Origin of the sequence: Streptomyces hundungensis (assembly GCF_003627815.1) — a bacterium.
In the GTDB taxonomy this organism is placed as follows: domain Bacteria; phylum Actinomycetota; class Actinomycetes; order Streptomycetales; family Streptomycetaceae; genus Streptomyces; species Streptomyces hundungensis_A.
Window position 1 is genome coordinate 4050701 of the sequence record NZ_CP032698.1, and the last position, 24761, is coordinate 4075461.

General features: G+C 71.9%; 28 protein-coding genes and 1 pseudogene. 8 read left to right on the plus strand and 21 right to left on the minus strand.

All coding sequences use genetic code 11. From position 1 onward, the window contains the following. Nucleotides 1-258: 258 nt before the first annotated feature. Together DWB77_RS18040 and DWB77_RS18045 are read left to right on the plus strand one after the other, a co-directional pair. Nucleotides 259-1317 carry a C40 family peptidase gene (locus DWB77_RS18040; RefSeq protein ID WP_120722238.1) on the plus strand — a complete coding sequence of 353 codons (1059 nt, stop codon included), beginning with the start codon at nucleotides 259-261 and terminating at the stop codon, nucleotides 1315-1317. Nucleotides 1318-1622: 305 nt separating this feature from the next. Continuing rightward, complete coding sequence (locus DWB77_RS18045; RefSeq protein WP_120722239.1) at nucleotides 1623-2888, plus strand: PP2C family protein-serine/threonine phosphatase; 1266 nt, start codon at nucleotides 1623-1625, stop codon at nucleotides 2886-2888. A gap of 80 nt (nucleotides 2889-2968) precedes the next feature. Here the strand turns inward: DWB77_RS18045 and DWB77_RS18050 are convergent, their stop codons facing one another. The 4 genes from DWB77_RS18050 to DWB77_RS18065 all read right to left on the minus strand — a co-directional run bounded on the left by DWB77_RS18050 (nucleotide 2969) and on the right by DWB77_RS18065 (nucleotide 4974). After that, a complete protein-coding gene (locus DWB77_RS18050) occupies nucleotides 2969-3313 on the minus strand; it encodes a DUF2516 family protein (RefSeq protein WP_120727929.1) in 345 nt (114 codons plus the stop codon). A 136-nt stretch (nucleotides 3314-3449) separates the two neighbouring features. Beyond that, nucleotides 3450-4067 carry a hypothetical protein gene (locus DWB77_RS18055; RefSeq protein WP_120722240.1) on the minus strand — a complete coding sequence of 206 codons (618 nt, stop codon included), beginning with the start codon at nucleotides 4065-4067 and terminating at the stop codon, nucleotides 3450-3452. A 22-nt stretch (nucleotides 4068-4089) separates the two neighbouring features. Then, entirely contained in the window at nucleotides 4090-4497 is a 408-nt protein-coding gene (locus DWB77_RS18060; protein ID WP_120722241.1) for a helix-turn-helix domain-containing protein, read from the minus strand. 90 nt (nucleotides 4498-4587) lie between these two features. Further along, nucleotides 4588-4974, minus strand: a complete 387-nt coding sequence (locus tag DWB77_RS18065) for a hypothetical protein (protein ID WP_120722242.1) — start codon at nucleotides 4972-4974, stop codon at nucleotides 4588-4590. Nucleotides 4975-5137: 163 nt separating this feature from the next. Here DWB77_RS18065 and DWB77_RS18070 point away from each other — a divergent pair, with 163 nt between their 5' ends. After that, nucleotides 5138-6109: a zinc-binding dehydrogenase gene (locus DWB77_RS18070; RefSeq protein WP_120727930.1), complete on the plus strand. Its 972-nt coding sequence runs from the start codon at nucleotides 5138-5140 to the stop codon at nucleotides 6107-6109. Between the two features lie 87 nt (nucleotides 6110-6196). Here the strand turns inward: DWB77_RS18070 and DWB77_RS18075 are convergent, their stop codons facing one another. Genes DWB77_RS18075 through DWB77_RS18085 form a run of 3 tightly spaced genes read right to left on the minus strand, consistent with a single transcriptional unit; the run spans nucleotide 6197 to nucleotide 9104 of the window. Further along, the gene (locus DWB77_RS18075; RefSeq protein WP_120727932.1) at nucleotides 6197-7456 is read right to left on the minus strand and encodes a GNAT family N-acetyltransferase; all 1260 of its coding nucleotides are present in this window, start codon (nucleotides 7454-7456) and stop codon (nucleotides 6197-6199) included. A 25-nt stretch (nucleotides 7457-7481) separates the two neighbouring features. Beyond that, nucleotides 7482-8447 (minus strand): asparaginase, encoded by a 966-nt coding sequence (locus DWB77_RS18080; protein ID WP_120722243.1) that lies wholly within the window; start codon nucleotides 8445-8447, stop codon nucleotides 7482-7484. A 57-nt stretch (nucleotides 8448-8504) separates the two neighbouring features. Continuing rightward, nucleotides 8505-9104 (minus strand): ABC transporter substrate-binding protein, encoded by a 600-nt coding sequence (locus DWB77_RS18085; RefSeq protein WP_120722244.1) that lies wholly within the window; start codon nucleotides 9102-9104, stop codon nucleotides 8505-8507. Nucleotides 9105-9272: 168 nt separating this feature from the next. On the opposite strand from DWB77_RS18085, the pseudogene dtd reads away from it, so the two are divergent. Next, nucleotides 9273-9697 (plus strand): annotated as a pseudogene (dtd, locus tag DWB77_RS18090) (D-aminoacyl-tRNA deacylase). Nucleotides 9698-9787: 90 nt separating this feature from the next. On the opposite strand, the gene DWB77_RS18095 reads toward dtd, so the two are convergent. From DWB77_RS18095 to DWB77_RS18130, 6 genes are all read right to left on the minus strand, one after another. Beyond that, nucleotides 9788-10753, minus strand: a complete 966-nt coding sequence (locus DWB77_RS18095) for a YgfZ/GcvT domain-containing protein (protein WP_120722245.1) — start codon at nucleotides 10751-10753, stop codon at nucleotides 9788-9790. A gap of 10 nt (nucleotides 10754-10763) precedes the next feature. Beyond that, complete coding sequence (locus tag DWB77_RS18100) at nucleotides 10764-11201, minus strand: Fur family transcriptional regulator (protein ID WP_120722246.1); 438 nt, start codon at nucleotides 11199-11201, stop codon at nucleotides 10764-10766. A 78-nt stretch (nucleotides 11202-11279) separates the two neighbouring features. Further along, nucleotides 11280-11852: an FABP family protein gene (locus DWB77_RS18105; RefSeq protein ID WP_120722247.1), complete on the minus strand. Its 573-nt coding sequence runs from the start codon at nucleotides 11850-11852 to the stop codon at nucleotides 11280-11282. A gap of 438 nt (nucleotides 11853-12290) precedes the next feature. After that, complete coding sequence (locus DWB77_RS18120) at nucleotides 12291-13199, minus strand: hypothetical protein (RefSeq protein ID WP_246033562.1); 909 nt, start codon at nucleotides 13197-13199, stop codon at nucleotides 12291-12293. Further along, nucleotides 13196-14002 (minus strand): hypothetical protein, encoded by an 807-nt coding sequence (locus DWB77_RS18125; RefSeq protein WP_246033563.1) that lies wholly within the window; start codon nucleotides 14000-14002, stop codon nucleotides 13196-13198. The genes DWB77_RS18120 and DWB77_RS18125 overlap by 4 nt, the downstream gene beginning before the upstream one ends. Further along, entirely contained in the window at nucleotides 13999-14898 is a 900-nt protein-coding gene (locus DWB77_RS18130; RefSeq protein WP_162952549.1) for a hypothetical protein, read from the minus strand. Before DWB77_RS18130 ends, DWB77_RS18125 begins: the two co-directional genes overlap by 4 nt. Nucleotides 14899-15025: 127 nt before the next feature. Between DWB77_RS18130 and DWB77_RS18135 the strand changes: the two genes are divergently transcribed. Next, on the plus strand, nucleotides 15026-15391 hold the full coding sequence (locus DWB77_RS18135; protein WP_120722249.1) for a DsrE family protein: 366 nt from the start codon (nucleotides 15026-15028) through the stop codon (nucleotides 15389-15391). Between the two features lie 27 nt (nucleotides 15392-15418). Here DWB77_RS18135 and DWB77_RS18140 read toward each other — a convergent pair whose 3' ends face one another. From DWB77_RS18140 to DWB77_RS18170, 8 genes are all read right to left on the minus strand, one after another. Further along, the gene (locus DWB77_RS18140; protein ID WP_120722250.1) at nucleotides 15419-15679 is read right to left on the minus strand and encodes a DUF3099 domain-containing protein; all 261 of its coding nucleotides are present in this window, start codon (nucleotides 15677-15679) and stop codon (nucleotides 15419-15421) included. Between the two features lie 119 nt (nucleotides 15680-15798). After that, nucleotides 15799-16086: a DUF1416 domain-containing protein gene (locus DWB77_RS18145; protein WP_030362227.1), complete on the minus strand. Its 288-nt coding sequence runs from the start codon at nucleotides 16084-16086 to the stop codon at nucleotides 15799-15801. 52 nt (nucleotides 16087-16138) lie between these two features. After that, nucleotides 16139-16984, minus strand: a complete 846-nt coding sequence (locus DWB77_RS18150; protein WP_120727938.1) for a sulfurtransferase — start codon at nucleotides 16982-16984, stop codon at nucleotides 16139-16141. Nucleotides 16985-17177: 193 nt separating this feature from the next. Then, nucleotides 17178-17258 (minus strand): Ms5788A family Cys-rich leader peptide, encoded by an 81-nt coding sequence (locus tag DWB77_RS39625; protein WP_350751515.1) that lies wholly within the window; start codon nucleotides 17256-17258, stop codon nucleotides 17178-17180. Between the two features lie 556 nt (nucleotides 17259-17814). Next, nucleotides 17815-18564: an LmeA family phospholipid-binding protein gene (locus DWB77_RS18155; protein WP_174248570.1), complete on the minus strand. Its 750-nt coding sequence runs from the start codon at nucleotides 18562-18564 to the stop codon at nucleotides 17815-17817. A 136-nt stretch (nucleotides 18565-18700) separates the two neighbouring features. Next, a complete protein-coding gene (locus tag DWB77_RS18160) occupies nucleotides 18701-20098 on the minus strand; it encodes a hypothetical protein (protein ID WP_120722251.1) in 1398 nt (465 codons plus the stop codon). Nucleotides 20099-20108: 10 nt separating this feature from the next. Then, complete coding sequence (locus tag DWB77_RS18165) at nucleotides 20109-20363, minus strand: MoaD/ThiS family protein (protein WP_120722252.1); 255 nt, start codon at nucleotides 20361-20363, stop codon at nucleotides 20109-20111. A 33-nt stretch (nucleotides 20364-20396) separates the two neighbouring features. Then, nucleotides 20397-21215, minus strand: a complete 819-nt coding sequence (locus DWB77_RS18170) for an alpha/beta hydrolase (RefSeq protein ID WP_120722253.1) — start codon at nucleotides 21213-21215, stop codon at nucleotides 20397-20399. 324 nt (nucleotides 21216-21539) lie between these two features. On the opposite strand from DWB77_RS18170, the gene DWB77_RS18175 reads away from it, so the two are divergent. The 3 genes from DWB77_RS18175 to DWB77_RS18185 all read left to right on the plus strand — a co-directional run bounded on the left by DWB77_RS18175 (nucleotide 21540) and on the right by DWB77_RS18185 (nucleotide 24701). After that, complete coding sequence (locus tag DWB77_RS18175) at nucleotides 21540-22307, plus strand: response regulator transcription factor (RefSeq protein ID WP_120722254.1); 768 nt, start codon at nucleotides 21540-21542, stop codon at nucleotides 22305-22307. Between the two features lie 100 nt (nucleotides 22308-22407). Continuing rightward, entirely contained in the window at nucleotides 22408-23430 is a 1023-nt protein-coding gene (locus tag DWB77_RS18180) for a LacI family DNA-binding transcriptional regulator (protein WP_120722255.1), read from the plus strand. 122 nt (nucleotides 23431-23552) lie between these two features. Then, entirely contained in the window at nucleotides 23553-24701 is a 1149-nt protein-coding gene (locus DWB77_RS18185; protein ID WP_120722256.1) for a S1C family serine protease, read from the plus strand. Nucleotides 24702-24761 lie beyond the last annotated feature (60 nt).

Consider the following 24761-nt stretch of genomic DNA (forward strand, 5'->3'; position numbering starts at 1 on the left):
CGATTCGTCAGACGGGAGGGGACGGAGGGCGGCACGCGCAAGGGGACGTGCCCCGTCCGATGCCCCGGCGCCCCTGTCGTTTTGGCGAAGGGCGTGGCAGCATCGCGGACATCGGTGTGATGTTACTGACGGTAAATCACATGCGGTGTCCGGAGGTCCGGGCGGGTGTCCGGAGGTCCGGGCGGGTGTCCGGGAGGTCCGGGCGGAGGGTCCGGTGTTCCGGTGTGGGGCCGGAGTTGACTGGAGGGGGAGTTCTCAGTGCCGAAGACGCGACGTTTGGCGATCGCCATCGCCTTGGTGTGCGCCCTGACCGCGGTGGCCGCGCCGGGCACGGCGTTCGCCGACCCCGCGCCGACGCCGTCGACCACGGCGCCGGCCCAGCCGAGGACGCTGGACGAGGTGAGCAAGCAGATCGACGACCTGTACCGCCAGGCGGCCGCGGCGACCGACGCGTACAACCTCGCCGAGGAACAGACCAAAGAACAGTCCGCGATGATCGTGCGGCTGGCCCAGGACATCGTGAAGGGCCAGGAGAAGATCAAGCGCCTGAAGGACCAGGCGGGCGCCACCGCGCGGATGCAGTACCGCAACGGCGGCCTCCCGCCCGGCGCGCAGATGATGCTCAGCGGCGACCCCGACTCCTTCCTGACCGGTGCCGACGCGCTGCGCCAGGGCCAGCAGGCGGCCCAGGGCCTGCTCGGCGAACTCGACAGAACCCAGGCCGAGTTGGCGGCGTACAGCAAGGACGCCACCGCCCAGTGGCAGAACCTGGAGGCCAACCGGGCCAAGAAGGAAGCCGCGAAGAAGGACATCACCGAGAAGATCGCGGCGGCCGAGAAGCTCCAGTCCCAGCTCAAGGAGGAAGAGCGCGAGCGCCTGGCCGAGCTGGAGCGCAAGAAGGAGTTCGACTCGCAGACGGCCTGGCTGAGCACGGGCGTCCTGAAGGAGGTCAACGGCAGCGCGAGCGAGCAGGGCAAGAAGGCCGTGAAGTTCGCCACCGACCAGATCGGCAAGAAGTACGTCTGGGGCGCCGCGGGCCCCGACACCTTCGACTGCTCGGGGCTCACCTCCCAGGCCTGGCTCGCCGCCGGGCACCCCGTCCCGCGCACCTCGCAGGAGCAGTGGGCGCAACTGCCGCACGTGGCGATCAAAGACATGCGCCCCGGTGACCTGGTCATCTACTTCGCCGACGCCACCCATGTCGGGATGTACATCGGCGACGGAGCGATCGTGCACGCCCCCCGGCCCGGCCGGAACGTGACGATCACCGGGGCGGGTTCCATGCCGATCCTCGGGGTCGTACGGCCGGACAAGTAGCCCGTACGGGCACTCCGGACGGGCGGCAGGGCACCCCCGCACCGCCGGTACGGGCACCCCGCGCCGGCGGTACGGGCACCCCCGGACGGGCGCCACGGGCACCCCCGGACCGCCGGTACGGGCACTCCGCAACTTCCTGAGGCCCCGACAAATCGGGCATGAGGCATATGCCAACCGGGGTTGAGTGATGAACGACCCATCGCCATTCCGCCGCGCCGGTGGATGACGCTAGGGTCCCGGCTGGTGGGGCGCCGACCGGCGCTCCTCCGCGCCCTCGGGGGGAGGGAAGGATTCCGGAACCGACGATGCCCGCATCCCAGCACGCACCCGTACCGCATCAGCGAGCCGCCCCGGAGGCCCGGACGGGCAGCGCCCAGACGGGCAGCGCCGTCGACGGCCCGCTCAACCTGCTGGTCATCGAGGACGACCCGGCGGGCACCTTCACCGTGCACGAGCTGCTCGACGAGGCCGGCACCCGGGTCCGCATCCGGACCGCCCGCAACCTCACCGAGGCCGAGCGGCTGCTCACCGACGACATCCACTGCATCCTCCTGGACCTGGCGCTGCCCGGCCGGGACCCCGACGACGAGCTCGCGGCGCTGCGCCACCTGCTCCGCCTGGCCCCGCGCCACGCCGTGCTGGCCCTCACCCCGTCCACGCACGCGGAGCGGGCGGCGGAGGCGGTCCGGGTCGGCGCGCAGGACTATCTGTTCCGCGACGAGCTCGACGGCAGGCTGCTGAGCCGCGCCATCCGGTACGCGGTGGAGCGCAAACGCGCGGACACCGCCCAGTACAAGCTGGCGGAGTCGCGGCTGCGCGCGCAGGAGAACGCCCGCCTGGAGCGCGGGCTGCTTCCGACGCCACTCCTGGAGGGCTCGGACCTGCGTTTCGCGGCCCGCTACCGGCCCGGCCGCTCGCGCGCGCTGCTCGGCGGCGACTTCTACGACACGGTGCGCACCCCCGACGGCACCGTCCACGCGATGATCGGCGACGTCTGCGGCCACGGCCCCGACGAGGCGGCCCTCGGGGTCGAACTCCGCATCGCCTGGCGGGCGTTGACGCTCGCGGGCCTGTGCGGGGACGAGCTGCTCTCCACCCTTCAGCAGGTCCTGGAGCACGAGCGCGACAGCGAGGAGATATTCGCGACCCTGTGCACCGTGGACATCGCGCCCGACGGCCGCCGGGCCGGCCTCTGCCTGGCGGGCCACCCCTCACCGCTGATCGCCCTCAACGGCCGGGCCCAGTTACTCCCGTACGAGAACAGCGGCCCGGCCCTCGGCCTGCTGCCCCGGGCCCGCTGGCCGCGCCGTCAGGTCGAACTCGGCCGGGAATGGGGCCTGTTGATGTACACCGACGGCCTGATCGAGGGCCGCACCGGTGAGGGCAGCCAACGCCTGGGCCAGGACGGCATGCTGGACATGATCAATGGTCAGCTGGCGTCGGGGCTGCGGGGCGAGGCCCTCCTGGAGGCGGCCGTGACCCGGGCCCGCGAACTCAACGGGGGCGAGCTGACGGACGACGTGGCGGTGGTCCTCCTGGAGCGCAAGCGCCCGGAGAGCCGAGCCGCCTGAAGCCCCCCGCCCCGCCCAGGGGACGCCGACCCGTCCGGTGCCGCCGACCCGCCCAGGGGACGCCGACCCGCCTCGAAGGGCTAGCGCCCGCCGTTGTACGGCCCGTAAGGACCGTCACTGCTGGAGCCGCCCCCGCGGCGGCCGCCCCGGCCCCCGCCGGAGACCTGACGCAGCGCGGGCCGTACGTCCACCATGAACACGATCGAGGCGACGAGCCCGGCGAGCTGGAGGAACAGGACCGGCACGACCAGATTCACCACGACCGTGATGCCGAGGATGATCAGCCAGAACGGCTTGGTCTTTTTGTCCGCGGCGCGGTACGCGTCCTCGCGGGCGATGACGGCGAAGACGAACGCCACGACGGCGATGACGAGCATCGCGAGATTGAGCAGCGAGGTGAAGAGGCTGAATCCCGTGAGCAACATGCCGTGCACCGCCTAGATAAGTCCTGATGAGGATGGAGAACGCTCGCCGCCAAGGTACTGGTCCAACGGTGCGGGCACCTCGAAAGTGCCCGCACCGCGAGATGGCGCAGCGCGTCGAAGGGACGACTCCCGGACGTTACTCCGCGGACTTGACGATCGGCTTCTTCGCCGGGGCCTTGCGCGGGGCGGCCTTCTTGGCGACGGGCTGGTCGGCCGCGTCCGCGCCCACGACGGGCTCGACGGGCTCGACGGGCTCGGCCTGGGCAGGAACGTCCTTGGCCGGAGCCTCCTTGGCCGGGGCGCCGCCCTCGACGGCGCCGGCGATCTCGACGATCTCGTCGGCGGCCTCACCGCGCCACTGCCTGACGACCTCCTGGCCGTGCTCGGCGACGGAGTCGTAGCCCTCGCGCGCCTTGACGGCGTACTCGGCGAGGACGCCGACCCCGCGCAGCGCCAGGTCCTGGGCGTTCTCACCCAGCTTCTTGAAGTCGCCGTCGATGGCGCCCAGAAGATCGTTGGCGCGGGTCGTGACGGCGGCCTGGACCTCCTTGACGCGAGCGGCGGCCTTCTCCTGCACGACCTTCGGGTCGGTACGGCGCACGGCCTCGATGCGCTCGGGCGCCTCGGCCTGGATCTTCTCGATCAGCGCCGGAACCTTCTTGGCCTGCTGCCCTGCGAGGTCCGCCGTGCCGGCGAGGAAGTAGAGGGGGGTGGGGTCGGTGAGGGTCTTGCGCAGGTCATCGGTGATGGCCATGTCTGTCCTCCCGGATCAGTACTCAGTTGCTCGCTTGAGGGTGGTCGGCATCACTGCCGTCGGCGGCGCTGTCGGTGTCCGTGTCGAGCCCGTTCTCCTTGCGGAAGGACTCGTAGATCTGGAGCAGAACCTGCTTCTGACGCTCGCTGAGCGAGGGGTCGGCAAGAATCACGCTGCGCGTCCCGGCGGCCTCGGGAGACCGCTCGTCGAGAATCCCGGCCTGTACGTACAGCGTCTCGGCGGAGATCCGCAGCGCCTTCGCGAGCTGTTGCAGGATGTCCGCGCTCGGCTTGCGCAGCCCGCGCTCGATCTGGCTCAGATACGGATTGGACACCCCGGCGGCATCGGCGAGCTGCCGAAGCGACAGCTGCGCGGTGCGCCGCTGCTCGCGCAGGTACTCCCCGAGATTGCCGACGTTGAGCGATGCCATGCCCCGATGGTGCACCCCCCTTGCTAACTTTTGCAAGCGCCCGCTTGCAAAAGTGTGCCACGCCACCCGAATCGCGCCTCGACTCGCCCCCTACGCCGTGATCGTCACGCAGGGCAACCCCACGCTCTCCCCGCCGCGGAAGCCCTCCGCGCACAGGCGGGTGCCCGGGGGGAAGTGGCGTTGGGGGTAGGCCTGGTCGCGGTAGGTGCGGAACTTCGACACGTCCTCCACCTTCGTATGGGCGCTCCAGCCGTTGGTGGTCCACACGCGGGCGTGGATGCGGTGCGGCTGGTTGGTGTTGATGACGGAGACCTCCACCCGGCCCAGGTAGTCGCCGTTGTCGTACGTCTCGATGCAGACCGCGTTGTTGCACCACTTGCCCGACGCCGCCACGGGCGGACCCGTGACGACGAGGCAGCTCAGTGCCGCCGCGGCCACCGCCGCCCCGGAGGCGAGTTTCCTGGTGATCTCGTGCATGGCGGTTCCCTCGCAGATGGCCCGCGGAAGCCGGTCGGCCCCCGCGAACCAACGCCGGGCACGATCACGAGTTACGCACCTTGACCTCAACTGCGCTTCGGGTTGAAGACTCTGGCCATGAGCCGCGCACCGGCGCGGACAACGGGTGGAAACGGTGGTCGTCATGCGTGTCGCACAGGTGCAGGGGTTCGGCGGGCCCGAAATGCTGGTCCACGTCGAGGTGGCGGACCCGGTCGCCGGGCCCGGCGAGGTCGTCGTCGCCGTCGACCACATCGACACCCTCTTCGTGCAGACCCAGATCCGCGCCGGGGGCTTCAGCGAGTTCTTCGGCGTCGAGCCGCCCTATGTGCCCGCCGGCGGCGTCTCCGGCACGGTCACCGCCATCGGACCCGGCGTCGACGAGGCCCTGGCCGGCCGCCGCGTGGCCGTGTCCGGAATCGACAACACCTACGCCGAGCTCGTGACGGCGCCCGCCGCGCAGCTCTGCCCGGTCCCCGACGGGGTCGGCCTGCGCGAGGCGGCCTCCCTCGTCCACGACGCGGTGACCGCCCTCGCGCTCCTGGAGAACACCGCCCTGAAACCGGGCGAGACCGTACTGATCACCGGCGCCTCCGGCGGCATGGGCACCCTGCTCGTCCAGCTCGCGCACGGGCTCGGCGCCCGGGTGGTGGGCGTGGCGCGCGGGCCTGAAAAGACCGCTCTGGTAAGGGAGTTGGGGGCCGATCTCGTCATCGACGCGGGCGACCCGGAGTGGGGACTGCGCGCGCGGGCCGCGCTGGGAGAGGGCGGCGCCGACCTGATCCTGGACGGCGTCGGCGGCCAACTCGGGCGGGACGCCTTCGCGTTGACGGCCGACGGCGGACGCTTCTCCGCGCACGGCGCCCCCTCCGGCACCGGATTCGCCGCCGTCGACCCCGACGAGGCGCGGCGCCGCGACATCACCCTGCTCGGCATCGGCGACGTCCAGGTGACGGACGAGCGCCGCACCGCGTTCCTCGCCCGGGCGCTGCACGAGGTGGCGGCCGGCCGGCTGCGCCCGGTGATCGGCGAGGTCTTCCCGCTGGCCCGTGCCGCCGACGCCCACCGGGCCATCGAGGGGCGCGGCCTGGTCGGAAAGGTGCTGCTCACGCCCTGACCGTCAAGCCCTGGCCCGCCCGTCTGCGGCATCGAGCCGCGACGGGCCCACGAACCGGCATGTGACGATCCCCCACGGGGGTGGGGGTCAGAACATGTCGGGGCACCAGGGGCGGCGCGCCGTGCGGAACAGCGCGTCCGCGCGCGCCGCCGCCCCCGGTCGCTCCTCCGCGACCCGGCCGAGCGCGAGCAGCCTCGACGCCGACTCGTCGCCGAGGTAGAGGGAGGCCAACTCCCTTGCGTCCAGGGTCAGTTCGGCGCTGCGCGTGGTGGGCGTGCAGCGCGCGCCCGTCTCGTCCGCCTCCAGCAGGAAGCGTCCCGCCGCCGGGCCCGCGGCGTCCTCGACCTCCAGGACGAGGGCGCCCTCACCGGCGTACGCACGCGCCTCCAGGGCCCGTACGACATCGAGCAGCCGCAGCCACAGGAAGTCGCCGTGGGTCACGATCCTCGCCGCGCGCGGGTTGGCGAAGAAGAGCGGGAGCAGGTCGTCGGGGGCCCGGTAACCGGTGCGTACCGTGCGGATCCAGTCGATGGAGCACAGGAAGTGCCACAGGGCGCGGTCGGCTGCGGGGGTGAGGCCGATCAGGCTCTTCACCGTCGCCGTGTTCTCGGGCAGCTTGGCGTCGCTCCACCGCTCGTCGGCGGTGTAGGCGGCGATCCCGGCGGGTTCGCCGTCGGCCGTGCGGTACACCGCGAAGAACGGCTCGGTCCAGGGGCCCTCGCGGCGGACCACGCCCGTGGTCAGGTCCCACCAGCGGCGGTCCCGGCTGATCACACCGGCTCGGGACGGCCGAAAACGTTCGAACACCTCGGTGCCGATCTTGGCGGCCTCCGCCGGATCCACCAGGTCCACGCGACCACCGTCGGCCGGCCGCGACCAGTGCGGGTCGAGACCGGTGCGGGCGGTGTCGATCTCCCACTCGGCGAGATGGGTGGCCGGCCCGTAGCCGTACCGGCCGTAGATCGGGTACTCGGCGGCGATCAGCGTGGACGCCACGTCACCGCGCTCGCGGGCCTCCGCGAGATCGACCGCCATCATCCGCGTCAGCAGACCGCGCCTGCGATGGGTGGGCGTGACGGTGACGCCGCTGACGGCGCTCACGGGCAGCGCGGCGCCGCCGGGCACGGTCAGCTCCTGCGCGAAGGACCGGAACGTGGCCACGCACCGGCCGTCGTCGAAGGCGCCCCGCACCCGGCTCAGATCGCTGTTGGCCCGCAGGTCACGCGCGTACTCCTCGCCCACCACCGGCGAGCGCAGGAACCCCACGGCGACCGCCTTCATCCAGTGGGTGAACTCGTCGTCGGTGACGGTACGGACCTCGATGTCGGACGTGCCCGGGCTGCTCATGGCGGCCACGCTAGGCGCGCCTCGCTCAGAATGTCGCCCGAATTTCACCGACCTCGGCGGCCCCGCCCAGCAGCGGGGCCCGGCCGATCCGGTCCACGACGGGCGCGTCCACGCCCATCAGGCGCAGCGCGCGGGCCAGGACCGGGCCGAGCGCGCGGATCGCGCCGTCGTCGACCTTGAAGGCGAGCGCGCGGCCGTCGGCGAACGCCACCGCCTGCACGGCCTCGGCGCCCATCTTCGACAGCGTGCCCGGCACCTCGCGCATCAGCCAGGTGTCGGGGCGCCGGGTGCCGGCCACGTACTCGGGGTGGGCGCGCATCGCCTCGGCGACCCGGCCCTCGGGCGAGCCCGCACCGGCCGTCGCGAAGGTGCGGAAGGCCCGGGCGAGACCGGTCAGGCCGATCGCCATCAGCGGCGCCCCGCAGCCGTCCGTGCCGACCGAGGCGACCCGCTCGCCCGCGGCCGACTCCACGGACTCCAGGACCAGGCGCTGGAGCGGGTGGGCGGGGTCGAGGTAGGTGGCGAGGTCCCAGCCGTTCTGCTTGCAGGCCGCGAGCATCGCCGCGTGCTTGCCCGAGCAGTTCATGGTGAGCCGCTCGCGGACGTGCCCGGCGGCCAGGTACGTCTCGGCCTCGACGGCGTCCAGCGGCAGGTCGGGCGGCGTCTGGAGGTCGTCCGGGGTGAGCCCGTGCTCGGCCAGCATCTTGCGTACGAGATCGAGGTGGAAGCCCTCGCCCGAGTGGCTGGCGGCCGCGATGGCCAGGCGCTCGCCGGAGAGGTCGAGGCCCGCCCGCAGCACGGCGGCGGCCTGCATCGGCTTGTTGGAGGAGCGGGGGAAGACGGGCGCCGCCGGGTCGCCGAGCGAGAACTCGACGCTGCCGTCGGCCGCCAGCACCACCAGCGAGCCCCGATGGTGGCCCTCGACGAATCCGGAACGTACGACTTCGGCGAGGACCGGGGGTATCGGGGACGTCGAGGACACGGCGGTCATGGGTGCGGCCTTCCGGACGGGGTGACCTGCCCCGGAGGTCTCTTCCGGACGGGCGGGTCAGATGAGCAAATCGTCTACTTGTGCTTCCCCATCACGGTACCTGCGGGCGATCTCCGCACTGCAATCGTCGGCGGTGCGCTGGACCTCCTTGCGGCGCCGCGACACGTGCTGTTCGTAGCGGATCAGGCGCCCGGTGGCGGTGTGCAGCTCGTCGTCCGTACGGGCGTCCAGGTCGGACAGCTCGACCTCGGCGTCCATCGCGGCGGCGAGCGTGCGGTACTCCTCGCTGCGCGGCGCGGACAGCGTGACGTGGCGGGCCGAGGCCCGGTGCGAGGACGGCGCGTCGGTGAGGATCTCGGCGAGCCGCTCCACGACCGGCGCCTGCGGCCCGGTGCGCCGGGCCAGCTCCGCGCGCAGGATGTCGATGCGGCCGTGCAGCAGCCGCCGCACATAGCTGAGGTCGGCCTCGTCGCGCTGCGACTGACGGCGCAGGGTGCGCAGCTCGGCGAGGCGGAGCGCGGCCAGGTCGTGGTCGCGCTGGGGCGGCAGGGTGCCACCGGCCCGCCGCACGGGCGGTCGCACGGCGGTCGTCGTACGCGGGCTGGTCCGGGTCAGCGATACGGGACCGGGCGACTGCCCGGCGCCTGGTGTGGTCATGCGTTGTTCCGTCCCCTCGACCGGTGCATGGGGTCTCCCCGGGCCCTGAGGGCCAGGGGGAAGCACCGCGTGTACGCATCGTGCCACTCCCGGTACGGCACGTGCAGGTGCACTGCACCCGTTCAGCCGCTCGGAATTCGGACGCGCCCGTGGCATAGGTTGGGGCGCATGCGAGCGGTGGTGCAGAGAGTGGACGGCGCGAGGGTCGTCGTGGCGGGCGAGACGGTCGGCGAGATCACGGGCGAGGGTCTGTGCGTCCTGGTCGGCGTCACCCATGAGGACACTCCGGACAAGGCGGCGCAGCTCGCCCGCAAGCTGTGGTCGGTTCGCATCCTTGAGGGCGAGAAGTCCTGCTCGGACGTGAATGCGCCCTTGCTGGTGATTTCGCAGTTCACCCTCTACGGGGACGCCCGCAAGGGCCGCCGCCCCACCTGGAACGCGGCCGCCCCGGCGAGGTGGCGGAGCCCCTGGTCGACGAGGTGGTGGCCCAACTCCGGGCGCTGGGCGCCCAGGTGGAGACGGGCCGGTTCGGCGCGGACATGCGGGTGTCGCTCACCAACCACGGCCCGTTCACGATCGTCGTCGACGTCTGAGCCGCACGGCCCGGCGCCGGGCCGGATGTCCGAGCCGCACGGCTCGGCGCCGGGCCCGGCCCAGGGCCGGACCACGAGCTCGATCCGGCCCTACGGCTCGACCACGACCTCCTGGGCCGCCGCCGTGTTCCCGGCGAGCAGCTCCGCGTCGACCGGCACGTTCCGCTTGACCAGGGCCAGCGCGATCGGGCCCAGCTCGTGATGGCGGGCCGAGGTGGTGATGAAGCCGAGCTGACGGCCCTCGGCGCCGTCGGCCGCGAGCCGTACCGGCGTGCCCGAGCCGGGCAGCAGCACCTCGCTGCCGTCCAGGTGCAGAAAGACCAGGCGGCGCGGGGGCTTCCCCAGGTTGTGGACGCGGGCGACCGTCTCCTGGCCCCGGTAGCAGCCCTTCTGGAGGTGGACGGCCGAGCCGATCCAGCCGACCTCGTGCGGGATCGTCCGGTGGTCGGTCTCGAAGCCGAGCCGGGGCCGGTGGGCCTCCACCCGCAGCGCCTCGTAGGCCAGGATCCCCACGAGGGGGCCGGCCTCGGCGGCGTACTTCTCCAGGTCGGCGCGGGGCAGGAACAGGTCGCGGCCGTACGCCGTCTCGCGCACCGCCACCCCGTCCGGCACCTCGGCGATGGAGCCGGCCGGCAGGTGGACGACCGCGAACTCCCCTGTGCGGTCGGCCACTTCGACCCGGTAGAAGAACTTCATCGACTCCAGGTACGCGATCAACTCGGCCTGGGTGTCGGGCTCGACGTGGATCCACACCGTGGTGCCGTCGTCGACGAGGTACAGGGCGTGCTCGACATGTCCGTGGGCGGACAGGACGAGCGCCTCGGTCGCCTGTCCGGCGGGCAGTTCGCTCACGTGCTGGGTGAGCAGCAGGTGCAGCCAGCTCAGCCGGTCGTCGCCGGTGACGGTGACGACCCCGCGGTGCGAGAGGTCCACGAGGCCGGTGCCGCCGGCCAGCGCGCGCTGCTCGCGGAACAGGTCGCCGTAGTGCGCCGCGACTCCTTCGTCGCGCCCTTCGGCGGGGACGGCGCCGGGCAGGGACAGCAGGGGGCTCTTCATGTACGCAAGCCTACGACTCGGCGGCCGCGGCCTTCTTGGCGCAGTCCTTGCACCGCCCGAAGATGGCGAAGTGCTTCATGTCCGTCTCGAAGCCGAAGGTGTCCCTGAGCTTCGCGGTGAAGTCGGCGGCCACGGAGACGTCGGCCTCGATCACCTCGGTGCAGTCCCGGCACACCAGGTGGATGTGGTGGTGGCGGTCGGCCAGGTGGTACGTCGGGGCGCCGTGGCCCAGATGGGCGTGCGAGACCAGACCCAGCTCCTCCAGGAGCTCCAGGGTCCGGTACACGGTGGAGATGTTCACGCCGCCCGCCGTCTTCCGCACCTGGGTGAGGATGTCGTCGGGCGTCGCGTGCTCCAGTACGTCCACGGCCTCGAGGACGAGCTGTCGCTGGGGCGTCAGGCGGTATCCGCGCCTGCGGAGGTCGCTCTGCCAGTCGGTGGTCACCACGCCCCCAGTGTAGGAGCCATCGCGGCGGCCGCCCGGGGAGAAGGCGGCCCGCTCGACGCGAACGGGGAGGGAGTCGGCCTACTTGAAGAAGGCGATGCCGTCGTCGGGAAGGTCACCGAGGCCCCGCGCCATGTCGGCGACCTCCTCGGGCGTGACGACCTTCTTCAGGTGCGCCGACATGTAGGGGCGCAGCTCGACCTCGGGGGTCGCCTTCTCGCCGACCCACATCAGGTCGCTCTTGACGTAGCCGTACAGACGCTTGCCGCCGGTGTACGGGCCGGAGGCGGCGGTGCGGGCGACGGCGTCGGTGACCAGGTCGATCTGCGGCTTCTGGTGGGCGAGCTCGCCGTACCAGATCTCCACGATGCCCTGGTCGCGGACCATGACGACCTCGACCTTGCGGTCCTTGTCGATGCGCCAGAAGCCCGACTCGGACTCCAGCGGCTTCACCTTGTTGCCCTCGGCGTCCAGGATCCAGGAGTGCGAGACGTACTCCAGGAAGTCACGGCCGTCGTGGGAGAAGGTCACGGACTGCCCGAAGTTCGCCTTCTCGGCGCCGGGGAAGTCGGTGACGCCGGCGCCCTCCCACGTGCCGAGGAGGAAGACCAGGGGAACCAGGTCGGGGTGGAGGTCGGACGGAATCTCGATCATGAGGCTGCGATCTCTTCGTTGCGGTCGAGGTGAGCGTCGGGGTGGTTAGCGCTGACCCTGGTACAGCTTCTTGACGGTCAGCCCGGCGAAGGCGAGGACGCCGACGCAGACCAGGACAAGGAGGGTGGAGAAAACAGCCTCAAGCACGGGGGGCTCCTCGCATGAGCGGGTGTAGGGGCGGTCAGGGCCGGCCCCCAGCCTAATGGGTGGGGGGCCGGCCCTCTCTGTGAGGTACGCCGCCGGTGGCACGCCGTTGGGCTGCCGCATCCGGGCGGGGACCACCGGTGTCGCCGAGCAGTCTGTCGAAACGCCGGCTTCGGCCCAGGCGAGGAGGTCGCCGCGCAGGGTGCCGGTGTCGTTCAGCGGTGAGTCGCGCTCCGGGGCCGGCGAGGTGGCGGGCCCGGCCCCCGGACCCGCCGTCGAGCGGCCGCACGGCTCCTAGCCCAAGAGCTGTTCCTGCAACACGGTGGTCTGGTGGAAGGGGACCGCGGCGGCCGAGCCCTTCCTCGACTGGACGACCAGGGCGACGACGTCCCCGGCCGTGAGGTAGGCGTGCCACACCTGGACGGGGCCGATCGGCGCGGACTCGGCGTACACGTCGTGGCGTACGTGCGGGATGCCGTTGCCGAGGTTGTAGTCCTCGTCGAGGGCGGACTCACCCTCGACTTCCTTCAGGCGCCGCGGAGCCATGCCCGTGTTGGAGAAGTGCAGCGTGCTGAACGCGTTCTGGTAGCCGGCGCTGTGGAAGCGCACCAGATAGATCCGGGTGGCGGTGCCGTCCGGCATGGTCCAGCCCCGCGCCGCGATCTGGACCGGCCCGCTCTGGGCGAGGTCCTGACGCATGGAGGCGACGTGGTCGTCACCGCCGAACTCCTCAAGGAAGCGGTCGGCGGAGATCCGGCTCCGGTCCCCCTTGAGCGTGGCGTCGGGCACGGATCCCGCCGGGGCGGGCAGCAGGAGCTGCTCCAGACCGGCGTAGTGGATCATCCCGGGGTTGTCGGCGGCGAACGGCAGCGCGGCCCCGGCCGGGAGCGCGGGCTTCACCAGCTCGGGGTAGTCCCAGCGGCCGTCACTCCGGGTGGAGAGCCCCGGTACGTCGGTGCGCTCGCGCTCGGTGATCCCGTACGCGACCCCGCTGCCGAGCACCCCGAAGACGACCACGGCGGCGGTCCAGCGCAGCACGGCCCGCAGCACCCGGCGGTCCTTGGGGGCGACCGGCGGGGGCGCTTCGGGGAGCGGGGGCGCGGACGGCTGGAGCGGGACCGGACTCTGGACGGCCTTGTCGGCGGGCTCACCGTTGAGCTCGGCCGGCTCGGGCTTCTCGTTCACGTCATTGAGGTCGTTCACACGGACTCCCCGGGGGACTTGATGAGGTCGAGCTGCTTGCCCAGCAGCTGGGCCGCGACCTCGGTGTCCAGCGGAGCCGGCCCGTAGGTGTACGTACCGACCATGACGTTGCCCTCGAAGGCGTTGCAGAACATCGCGTCGAGCCTCAGCTCGTCGTCCTTGGGCAGCAGGAAGCACACGGCGTTGGCGTGGCCCGTGACCTTCGGGCCCGCGCGGAGCGCCTTGAGGGCGTGCGCGAACTCGCCCTGGAAGGAGTTCAACTCCCTGATCGCCTTCGTGTTCTCCATTTGGGACAGCCGCATCTCGGTGACGACGCCGTCCTTGGCATAGCTGCGCAGGGCGACACCCTGGACCTTCAGACCGTCGATGGCCTTGTCGTTCTTCTCCCGCTCATCGGCCGGGAGATGGCGCCCGCCGTCCTTCAGCATGGCGATGGCCTGCTGGGCGCCGAACGTCGAGTCATTGCCGAACTCGCCTATGTCGGGGCCGAGTTCATAGCCCGGGGGCAGCGGAAGCAGTCTGCCGCCGAGCCCGGTGCGGACGGGGGCCGCGGCGCGGGGCGGGGGCGTCGCCGCTGCGCCCGGCGACGCCTGGAGCACGGTCGGGGCAGTGCGGTCCGCGTCGCTCAGCTCGGCCAGCGCCCAGACGGTGCCTCCGGCCACGAGCAGCAGCGCGACGGCACCCGCCACGAGCGGGACGAGACGGCGGCGCCGACGGGGGGCGGGCTCGACGGACCCGGGTTCTACGGGAGCGGGCTCCACGGTCGGCGGCCGGCCGGTCGTGGGCTCGTCGTGGTCGTTCACAATCGCTCCAACTGCTGCTTGGCCAGCGCCTGTAGGGCGGATTCCGAGACGGGACCGGAGTTGTTCTCGTAGAGCAACTCCATGAAGGTGCCGTCGCGCCAGGCGAGGGCGCGGCCCTCGTAGACGGGCTCGTAGCCGGGTTTGGTGTGCGGCTTGTCGTACACATAGGTGCGTCCGTCGACGCTGCCCGGGATCGTCTTGCCGAAGTTGCCGGCGTGCTCGTCCTGTGCCATGAGGTCCTGCTGTTTGCGGGCGAACTCCTTGGAGTTGACGGCGGTGGCGTCGCCGAACTGGGTCAGCATGACGCTGACGTACACCCGGCCGTCCTGGGACCAGGACGTCATCGCGCTGCGCCGGAAGCCGTTGCCGAGGAGGTGCGCGAACGCCGCGTCGGGGTGCTCGTAGTCCGCGGCGGTGATCAGCAGGTCCCGCCAGCCGGGCTGCTCCTCGGTCTTCGCGCCGTCCGGCTTCGGCAGGAGGAGACGGCGCAGATCGCCGTCCGTCTTCTCGTCCCAGCGGTTGGCCGAGACGGTGCGGGCCGTCGTCCCGGTGCCGGCCGGCGCGGTCTTCGAGTCGGCCAGGTCCCGCTGCGCGAGGGGCGCCGAGGGCGTGGGCTGCCGCTGGTACTGCACGGCGTACCCGGTGACGGTGCCCGCCAGCACCCCCAGCACGGCGGCACCCGCGATGATCAGGGTGGTGCGGCCCCGGCGGCGGCGCGGACGCGCGGGCAGCCCGTCCGGGGCCTCGGCGCCGGACGCATCCGGCGCGGGCGGCGTTTCGGGGTCGGGCGGCGTCTCGGGATCGGGCCGCGTCTCGGGATCGGGCCGCGTTACGGGATCGGGCGGCGTTTCGGGGTCGGGTCCGGGCATGCCGGACGGGTCTTGCGTCGAACTCATGGGTCCCCCCACAGGACTTGGCGAACTGGGGCGCGGGGCGGCAGGGCTGCCTGCCTTCCACCCGCGGCACACAACAGACTCACAGGGACGGGGGGAGGTTGTGGCGCGGCGGATTACAGTTCGGCATATGCCCAAGCAGAAGCTCGTGATCAAGGTGACCGCCGGCGCCGACGCGCCCGAGCGGTGTTCGCAGGCCTTCACCGTCGCGGCGGTGGCCGTGGCCAGCGGGGTGGAGGTCTCGCTCTGGCTGACCGGCGAGTCGTCCTGGTTCGCCCTGCCGGGCCGCGCCGCGGAATTCTCCCTCCCGCACGCCGCGCCGCTGCCGGACCTGATCGCGTCGGTTCAGGCGGGCGGCCGGATCACGCTGTGCACGCAGTGCGCGACCCGGCGGGAGATCACGGAGCAGGACGTCCTGGAGGGCGTACGGATCGCGGGGGCGCAGGTCTTCGTGCAGGAGATCATGGCGGACGACGTCCAGGCGCTCGTGTACTGAGCGGTCACGCGGGCCCGGCGGACGGGGTCAGGGGCGGCGCCGCTTGCCGTCCAGTTCGTCCCACCACTCGTCCGACTTGGGGTCGCCCGAGGGGTCGTCCCACCAGCGGTCGTCGGGGCCGCGCCGATTGGCGACCATCGCGGCGACCGGCGGGATCACCATGGCGACGACGCACATCCCGACCGCCACCGGAATCGACCACAGGCGCACGAAACCCCAGGCGGACACGAAGAGCAGGATGCAGCCGCCCATCATCCAGAAATAGCCTCGCCGGCGCCGGGCCAACATGACTCCAGCGTACGACCGGAACGCCGGGCCCGATACGGCGCGAAGGACCGCACCCCATTCCAAGGCGTCCAACCCCCGGGGTGCGGCCCTCCGGCCGGTCCTGCGATCCGTGCCGTCGGTCAGACGGCGATGGCGACCTCGGCGAGGCCTCCGGTCTGGGCGACGACCGTACGGTCCGCGCTGCCGCCCGGCACCAGGGCGCGCACGGTCCACGTGCCCTCGGCCGCGTAGAAGCGGAACTGTCCGGTGGCCGAGGTCGGGACCTCGGCGGTGAACTCGCCGGTCGAGTCGAGCAGGCGCACGTAACCGGTGACGGGCTCGCCGTCGCGGGTCACCTGGCCCTGGATCGTGGTCTCACCGGGCTTGATCGTCGAGGCGTCGGGGCCGCCGGCCTTCGCTCCACACATGGGTTCTTCCTTACGGTCTACGGTCTGGGGGGTCGAGCGGGGCTGTGCGGAGTTACTTGTTGGCGCCGAGCTCGATCGGCACGCCGACGAGGGAGCCGTACTCGGTCCACGAGCCGTCGTAGTTCTTGACGTTCTCCTGGCCGAGCAGCTCGTGCAGCACGAACCACGTCAGGGCCGAGCGCTCACCGATGCGGCAGTACGCGATGGTGTCCTTCGCGAGGTCGACCTGCTCGGCCTCGTAGAGGGCCTTGAGCTCGTCGTCCGACTTGAACGTGCCGTCGTCGTTGGCGTTCTTCGACCACGGGATGTTGCGGGCGGACGGGACGTGGCCCGGGCGCTGCGACTGCTCCTGCGGGAGGTGGGCCGGGGCGAGCAGCTTGCCGGAGAACTCGTCGGGCGAGCGCACGTCGACGAGGTTCTGGTTGCCGATCGCGTTCACGACGTCGTCGCGGAAGGCGCGGATCGAGGCGTCCTGCGGCTTGGCCTTGTACTGGGTGGCCGGGCGGCTGGGGATCTGGTCGCCGTCCACGAGGTCGCGGGAGTCGAGCTCCCACTTCTTGCGGCCGCCGTCGAGGAGCTTCACGTCCTGGTGGCCGTAGAGCTTGAAGTACCAGAAGGCGTAGCTGGCGAACCAGTTGTTGTTGCCGCCGTACAGGACGACGGTGGTGTCGTTCGCGATGCCCTTCGCGGAGAGGAGCTTCTCGAAGCCCTCCTGGTCGACGAAGTCACGGCGGACCGGGTCCTGGAGGTCCTTCGTCCAGTCGATCCGGATCGCGTTCTTGATGTGGTTCTTCTCGTAGGCCGAGGTGTCCTCGTCGACCTCGACGATGGCGACCTTCGGGTCGTCGATGTGGGCCTCGACCCAGTCGGCGTCTACCAGGACGTCACTGCGGCTCATGTTCTTCTCCTCCGGGGCAGTCTGCGGGGGGGCGGTGCGGGTGTGCGGGGACGCGGCGGCGCGGGGTGCGGTGTGGGTGCGGTTCGCCTGCGGCGGCACGGGGTGGCACGGGTGGCCCTGTGGTCCGGTCGACCTTCGAATACGGTCGTTCGCGGCCAACGGGCCCGGGGAATGCGGGAGTTGAGCGTCCCGCTCAGAAGGGGCGACAGAGCATGGCGGCGACGCGGCACAGGTCTACTGCCCGCCGCTTCGTGAGGTCCGCCTGTCGCTTCATGCGTCCGATCGTAGGGACGCATACCGGGGCGTGTCACCGGTGTGTCGCATGTTGAGACTCGATCATCCGCATACTGATACGTGGCCGTCGCCCGGGGCCCCGAAAGCCCTTCCCCGGGCGGGTGGCGGGGGTGGGCTCCTGCCCTACGGACCAGAACGTCTCACCATCCGGTTGCGGGGGGGCTCCGCCCCAGACCCCAACGCGTTTTCCCACCCACCCGCCCGTGACGGGCATTGAAGGGTTCAGCCCCTGGGGCTCCGCCCCAGACCCCGTTCGCGCCTGAACGGCGCTTGTCCTCAATCGCCGGACGGGCTGAGGTGGCCGATGCGGGCCAGCACCGAGCATTTAAGGGGCGCGGGGAACTGCGCGCCCAGCCACGCACGGTCCGCACACGACCGAGGGTTTTGGGGGCGCGGGGAACTGCGCAAGACGCGAGCACGGTCCGCACACGACCGGGGGGTTGGGGGCGCGGGGAACTGCGCGGTCTGCCACCCTCGGCGCGGCGCCGGGACGGCTCCCCCGGAGGGTTTCGGGAAGGGGCGGGGTGGGGGAAAGATCAGCCCGCCAGGCGGACTTCCGTGCCCTCCCCCGAGAACCGCAACCCCTCCTCCGACGCCGTCACCTTGTTGAGCTTGATGCTCGACGGCATCCCGTCGATCTTCAGGTCGTAGTCGACCGCCTTGCGCAACCGCTGGTCGAACCCCGGCACGGGCAGCGCCGGCAAGGACTCGGCCCGCAACTGCACCGCCCCCGAACCGTTCAGGCTCACCGTGCTGTAGGCCGAAACCGTCCGCCCCTGAAGCAGCGCCTTGATGGCCGCCGGCAGCACCACGCCCTGGCCCTCCAGGAGGTCCGCGAGGGGGCCGGTCACCTTGACCTGGCCCTTCGCCGCCCGCTCGGGGCCGGCGTAACCCACCGTCGCCCCCTTGGGCGCGGCCTTGGACAGGTCCGCGTACGAGATCCGCGCCGCGCCCTGCGCCCGCCCGGCCACCGCCGAGGAGAAGGAGCCGTCGATCTTCACGGCGTGCAGCTCGGCCGTCACCTCGGTGACGTTGACCGAGTGGCCCCCGGCCGTCGCGGTGACCCCGGAGAGCGAGACGTCGACCTCGTCGAGTTCCTTGCCGACCACCTGGGTCAGGAAGGGAAAGCCCTTGATGTCGACGTCAGGGGTCGAAGCCAGCCGCTGACTGCTCTTGATCTTGTCGGCCGTCTTCGACTCGGCGATGTTCACCGCGACGCGGTCCACGGCGACGAAGATGCCGCCGAGAACGATCGCGATGATCAGAAGTATTCGCAGTGCTCGCATTGCCTACGTGTCCCCCACCAGTCGGCCGCCAGTCGGCCCTCGACCCCTTGACCGTCCCGGGGCTGATCGATGCGCGTGTTCGTGATCCTGTTCGTGATCCACCCCGGATGACGATCGCGAGCCTAACCCCGGTTCCCTACACCACGGCGCGCCCGATGAGATACAGCACAGGGACGGCCGCGGTGAGCGGCAGCGCCACGCCCGCCGTCAGATGGACGAAACGGGAGGGGTAGTCGTACGAGGCGACCCGCAGCCCGATCAGCGCGCAGGCGCCGGCCGCGAGACCCAGCAGCGCGCCGGACGCGCCGATCCCGGTCAGGCCGCCCACCGCGACGCCCGCCCCTGCGGCCGCGAGCAGCGCGACCGCCACGCGGGCCACCGAGGGCAGCGGCAGCGCCCGGGCGAGGGCCGCGACGGCCACCGCGGCCGCGCCGACCGACACCGCGTGCGGCGGCGCCGCGAGGTATCCGCCGGCCAGGATCGCGAGCGCCGCCGAGGCGACCGTCGCCATCAGCCCGTACATCCGCTCGTCGGGGTCCGCGTGCGAGCGGAGCTGGAGGACGAGGGTGAGCAGCACCCAGACCCCGAGGGTGCCCAGGATCGCGCCGGGCGCGTTTTCACGGCCGAGCGCGAGCAGGGCGACGTCGGCGACGAGTCCCCCCGCGAAGGCGAGCGCGATGCCCTGGCGGGCCGGCCACATCCCGTTCAGGCGGAACCATCCGGCCGCCGTCACGGCCTGGAGGGCGACGAGCGGCACCGCGAGGGCGTACGGGCCGATCGGGGCCGCCACCGCGAGGAGCAGGCCGAGCGCGGCGGTCAGCGCGGCCGGCTGCATACCGGGCGCGATGATCGGCGAACGGCCCTCCGCGCGGGCCCGCTGGGCGTCGGTGACCCGCGCGTTGCCGACCGTGGTGGGCGAGCCGTAGGCAGGCCCACCGGCGGCACCGGTCGGGGCCGGCGTCGGGGTCGCGGCGGGCTCGTACACCGGCTCGGGGGCCGGCCCGGACGCCATCGGCATCTCGGGCGGCAGCGGCACGGACGTCGTTCCCCCACCGTTCTGCGGCGGCAGATACCCGGCGCTCGCCGAGCCGCCTTCCTGCCAGGGCTGTGCGGCCGCACCCGTCGCGCCGCCTCCTCCCTGCCAGGGCTGCGCCGAGCTCGCCGACGCGTCGTCCTGCCAGGGCTGCGCGGGCTGGGCATGGCGGCCCCGGCGCGGCGCGGGCTCGGCCGGCTGCGGGACCGGCGGGACGGTGGGCTGGTACTGGGTGTCCCAGGTCTGCCCTTCCCAGGTCTGCGTGTACTGCTGGTGGTCCTGCTGGCCCTGGTGCTGGTCCGGCTGACTCTGGTGCTGGTCCGGCTGGACCTGGTGGTGGTCCGCCAGGCCCTGCTGGCCCTGGTACGCCTCGTACGGGAACGGCGGTTGCGCTTGCGGATGCGGGTGCGGCACGGGCTCCCCGTACGGCGTCTGCGGCTGCACGGGGCGGCCGTACTGGTCGTACTGGGGCTGCTGTTGATACGGGTACTGCTCGCTCATGACGTGGGGGTCACCCTCCTGCGAACGGCGGGAGCACCTCGACCGTGCCGCCCTCGGCAAGGCGTACGGTCTCATGCTTCCGCTTGCCGACGGGGTCACCGTCGACCAGGAAGGAGCACCGGCGCAGGACGCGCGTGAGCTCTCCGGGGTGCCGTTCGCGCACCGCGTCGAGGGCTTCGGCCAGCGTTTCCGCCGTGTACGGCTCGTCGGCGACACCGGCGGCGGACTTGGCCGCGGCCCAGAAGCGGATGGTTCCCGCTGCCATGGTCAGGCTCCTTTCGTCGCCCTCCATGATGGGCTACCCGGCGGGCCGCGCGGCGATCAGCCAGGTGGCGATCCGCTCCAGGAGCTCGTCGCCGGCCGCGTTCTCGGCGTGCCCCATGCCCTCCTCCAGCCACAACTGCGCAGGTCCGGCCGCCGCCAGCAGGTGGGGGTGGTCCACCGGGAAGTACGGGTCGCGGTCGCCGTGCACGATCAGCAGCGGGGTCGGCGCGATCAGCGGGACCGCCTCGACGGGCGAGAGCGGCACCGGGTCCCAGTCCTCGGAGTGGATCCGGGTGGCGAAGCCGAGCCGGCCCACAAGCCGGCCGGACCGCCGGGTGATCAGCCAGTGCACCCGGCGCATGGGGGCCGTCCCCCGGTAGTACCAGCGCGCGGGCGCGCTGACCGCCGCCACTGCTTCCGTGCGCCCCGCGGCGCTCCCCCGGTGGGTCGCCGCGTGCCGCAGCACCACGGAGCCCCCCATCGAGAAGCCGACGGTCACCACGCGGGCGTACCCGAGTGATCTCGCCCACTCGACGGCCGCCGCGAGGTCGAGCACCTCGCGGTCGCCGACCGTCGAGCGGCCGCCGGACCTCCCGTGCCCGCGGAAGGAGAAGGTGATCACGGCCGCGTACTGGGCGAAGACGCCCGCGGCCCTTCGTACGGCGGGCCGGTCGGCCGAGCCGGTGAAGCCGTGGGCGACCACGATCGCGGTGTCGCAGGGGCCCTTCACCCAGGGTGCGTAAACCGCCTCGATCCGGACACCGTCGGACGTACGCAGGGTGGCGCGCAGCGGGCCGGGAGTGATCGAGGAAACAGCTGGACTGTGAAATCGGCCCTCTGCCTCGCCATTCATGTGGGCTATTCTCCTTGGCAGAGGATCCGGGCAACGTAGCCCCCGGGTCCTTTTGTGTTTCCCGGTCGTTGTAACAGCCGGGTGAACAAAGGCTCACAAACGGCCTGCGACCGGCAGGACGAGCAGGACCAGCAGAACCGGCAGGACCAGCAGACCGGCAGGACCAGCAGGACCAGCAGGACAAGTACGAAGCAGTGCCGCAACGCCCCCCGGCTCCGAAAGAGCGGAGGGGACCCCCCTCCGCAGGGACCGAGGAGGAAACGACGTTATGGGCAAGCGAACCGTGCACGATACGAAGCGGACAACCGGGGTAGGAGGAGCGCGATGAGCTCCTTGTTGCTCCTGACCAACGCCCTCCAGCCGTCGGCGGAGGTGCTCCCCGCCCTCGGCCTGCTTCTGCACAGTGTGCGGGTGGCGCCCGCCGAGGGGCCGGCCCTCGTCGACACCCCTGGCGCCGACGTCATCCTGATCGACGGCCGCCGCGATCTGCCGCATGTGCGCTCGCTGTGCCAACTGCTCCGCTCGACGGGCCCCGGCTGTCCGCTGATCCTGGTGGTGACCGAGGGCGGTCTCGCCGCCGTCACCGCCGACTGGGGCATCGACGACGTCCTGCTCGACACCGCGGGTCCCGCCGAGGTCGAGGCCCGGCTGCGGCTCGCGACCGGGCGCGCGCAGGCCACGTCGGACGACTCCCCGATGGAGATCCGCAACGGCGACCTCTCGGTCGACGAGGCGACGTACAGCGCGAAGCTGAAGGGGCGGGTCCTGGACCTGACCTTCAAGGAGTTCGAGCTGCTGAAGTACCTCGCTCAGCACCCGGGCCGGGTGTTCACGCGTGCCCAGCTCCTCCAGGAGGTCTGGGGTTACGACTACTTCGGCGGCACCCGCACGGTCGACGTCCACGTACGGCGGCTGCGGGCCAAGCTCGGTCCCGAGCACGAGTCGCTGATCGGCACCGTCCGCAACGTCGGCTACCGCTTCGTGACGCCCGAGAAGCCCGAGCGTTCGACCGAGGGTGCCAAGGCGAAGGCGGTCGTGGACGCGGCCACCGCCGAGGCCAAGGAAGCGGCGGCCCGGTCCTCCAACCGGTGACGCGGCCCCCGTTCGGGTGACGCGGCGGTAGATCACGCATGGGGTACGACCTGCGATACGGCCTGCCCAGCGGGGGGTCACCCCGCGTAGACTGCCGCGCGTGGCCAAGGTGACGCGGGACGACGTGGCACGACTTGCGGGTACTTCGACCGCCGTCGTCAGTTACGTCATCAACAACGGACCCCGGCCGGTCGCCCCGGCCACGCGCGAGCGTGTCCTCGCCGCGATCAAGGAGCTGGGGTACCGGCCCGACCGGGTCGCCCAGGCGATGGCGTCGCGGCGCACCGACCTCATAGGAATGATCGTCCCGGACGCGCGCCAGCCGTTCTTCGCGGAGATGGCGCACGCCGTCGAACAGGCCGCCTCCGAGCGCGGAAAAATGGTCCTGGTCGGCAACTCCGACTACGTCGACGACCGCGAGGTCCACTATCTGCGGGCCTTCCTCGGGATGCGGGTCGCCGGTCTGATCCTGGTCAGCCAGGGGCCCAGCGAGCGGGCCGCGGCCGAGATCGACGCCTGGGACGCCCGTGTGGTGCTGTTGCACGAGCGGCCCGAGGCCATCGACGACGTGGCGGTGGTGACCGACGACATCGGCGGCGCCCAGCTCGCCACCCGCCACCTGCTCGAACACGGTCATGAGTACGTCGCCTGTCTCGGCGGGATCGAGTCGACCCCGGCCGTCGGCGACCCGGTGGCCGACCACGTCGAGGGCTGGCGCCGGGCGATGCTGGAGTCCGGCCGCTCCCTGGAGGGCCGCCTCTTCCAGGCCCCGTACAACCGTTACGACGCCTACCAGGTGGCCCTGGAGATCCTCGCCGGGCCCCAGCGGCCGCCGGCGATCTTCTGCGCCACCGACGACCAGGCGATCGGCGTGCTGCGGGCCGCCCGCGAGCTGCGCATCGACGTGCCGGGCGAGCTGGCCGTGGCGGGCTTCGACGACGTCAAGGAAGCGGCGCTGACCGACCCCCCGCTGACCACGATCGCCTCCGACCGGCCCGCGATGGCGCGGGCCGCGGTGGACCTGGTCCTGGACGACGCGCTGCGGGTCGCGGGCTCGCGCCGCGAACGTCTCAAGCAGTTCCCCTCGCGGCTCGTCGTACGCCGGTCCTGCGGCTGCGGCTAGCCAGCCGCACGAGCCGCTCACCGGACGCCGCGAGGCGTCTTTATTTCGGGCAAACGCGGTTCTGCCGGGCTTCTTACCCGGTCCTCAGACTGCTCTCATCATCCGTGGCGAAGGTCATAGGCATGACCGAGAGCCCCCGCCACAGCGGCGAGTACCCCGAGCAGCAGCCGACCCACTCTGACGAGTCCTGGCAGCGAGCCAAGGACGACGCCCGGCGAGAGGCCGAGGCCTACGCGGCCGCCTATCCGCCGCCACCCCCGTACCAGCCGGCCACCGCGATGCCCGCCACCGCGGGCGAGCCCGGCGCCCCCCGGCCCCGCCGGGCCAAGCGCTCCGTCGGCCTGATCGCCGCCGTCGCCATCGTCGCGGCGGCCATGGGCGGTGGCACCGCGAGCCTCGTCGAGCACTACGTCGGCAACGACCGTGCGTCCGTCAGCTCCGGAGTCAGCGGCACCAACGCCTCCAACAGCACCAACGGCACCGTCTCCGGCGTCGCCAAGGCCGTGATGCCGAGCATCGTCGAGATCAACGCGACGTCCGGCTCGGGCGAGTCGACCGGCGCCGGCGTGATCATCACGGCGGGCGGCGAGATCATCACCAACAACCACGTCATCTCGGGCGCGACCTCCGTCAAGGTGAAGCTCAGCGACGGCAAGAGCTACACCGCCAAGGTCGTCGGCACCGACCCCGACAAGGACCTCGCGCTGATCAAGCTGAACGGGGCGAGCGGCCTCAAGCCCGCCTCACTCGGCGACTCGTCGAAGATCGCGGTCGGCGACCAGGTCGTGGCGATCGGCTCCCCCGAGGGTCTCACCGGCACCGTCACCAGCGGCATCGTCTCCGCCCTCGACCGCGACGTCACCGTCGCCAAGGAGCAGGGCAACCAGGGGCAGGGCCAAGGACAGGGACGCGGGCAGGGCGGCTGGCCGTTCGAGTTCGGCGGGCAGCAGTTCAACGGCGACACCGGCTCCTCCAAGACCACGTACAAGGCGCTCCAGACCGACGCCTCGCTGAACCCGGGCAACTCCGGGGGCGCCCTCATCGACATGAACGGCAACATCATCGGCATCAACTCCGCGATGTACTCGCCGAGTTCGAGCAGCCAGAGCGGTTCGTCGGCGGGCAGTGTCGGGCTCGGCTTCGCCATCCCGATCAACACCGTCAAGTCCGACCTGGCCAGTCTGCGCGGCGGCGGCAGCGGCGGCGACACCGGCGGCTCCACCAATCAGGGCGGCGACAGCTCCGGCGGCCCCTTCAGCGGCAGCTACTGACACCCGGCGGCGCGGGGCGGTGACACGAACCGCGCGCCACACCGTCCCCGTGCGAGGCTG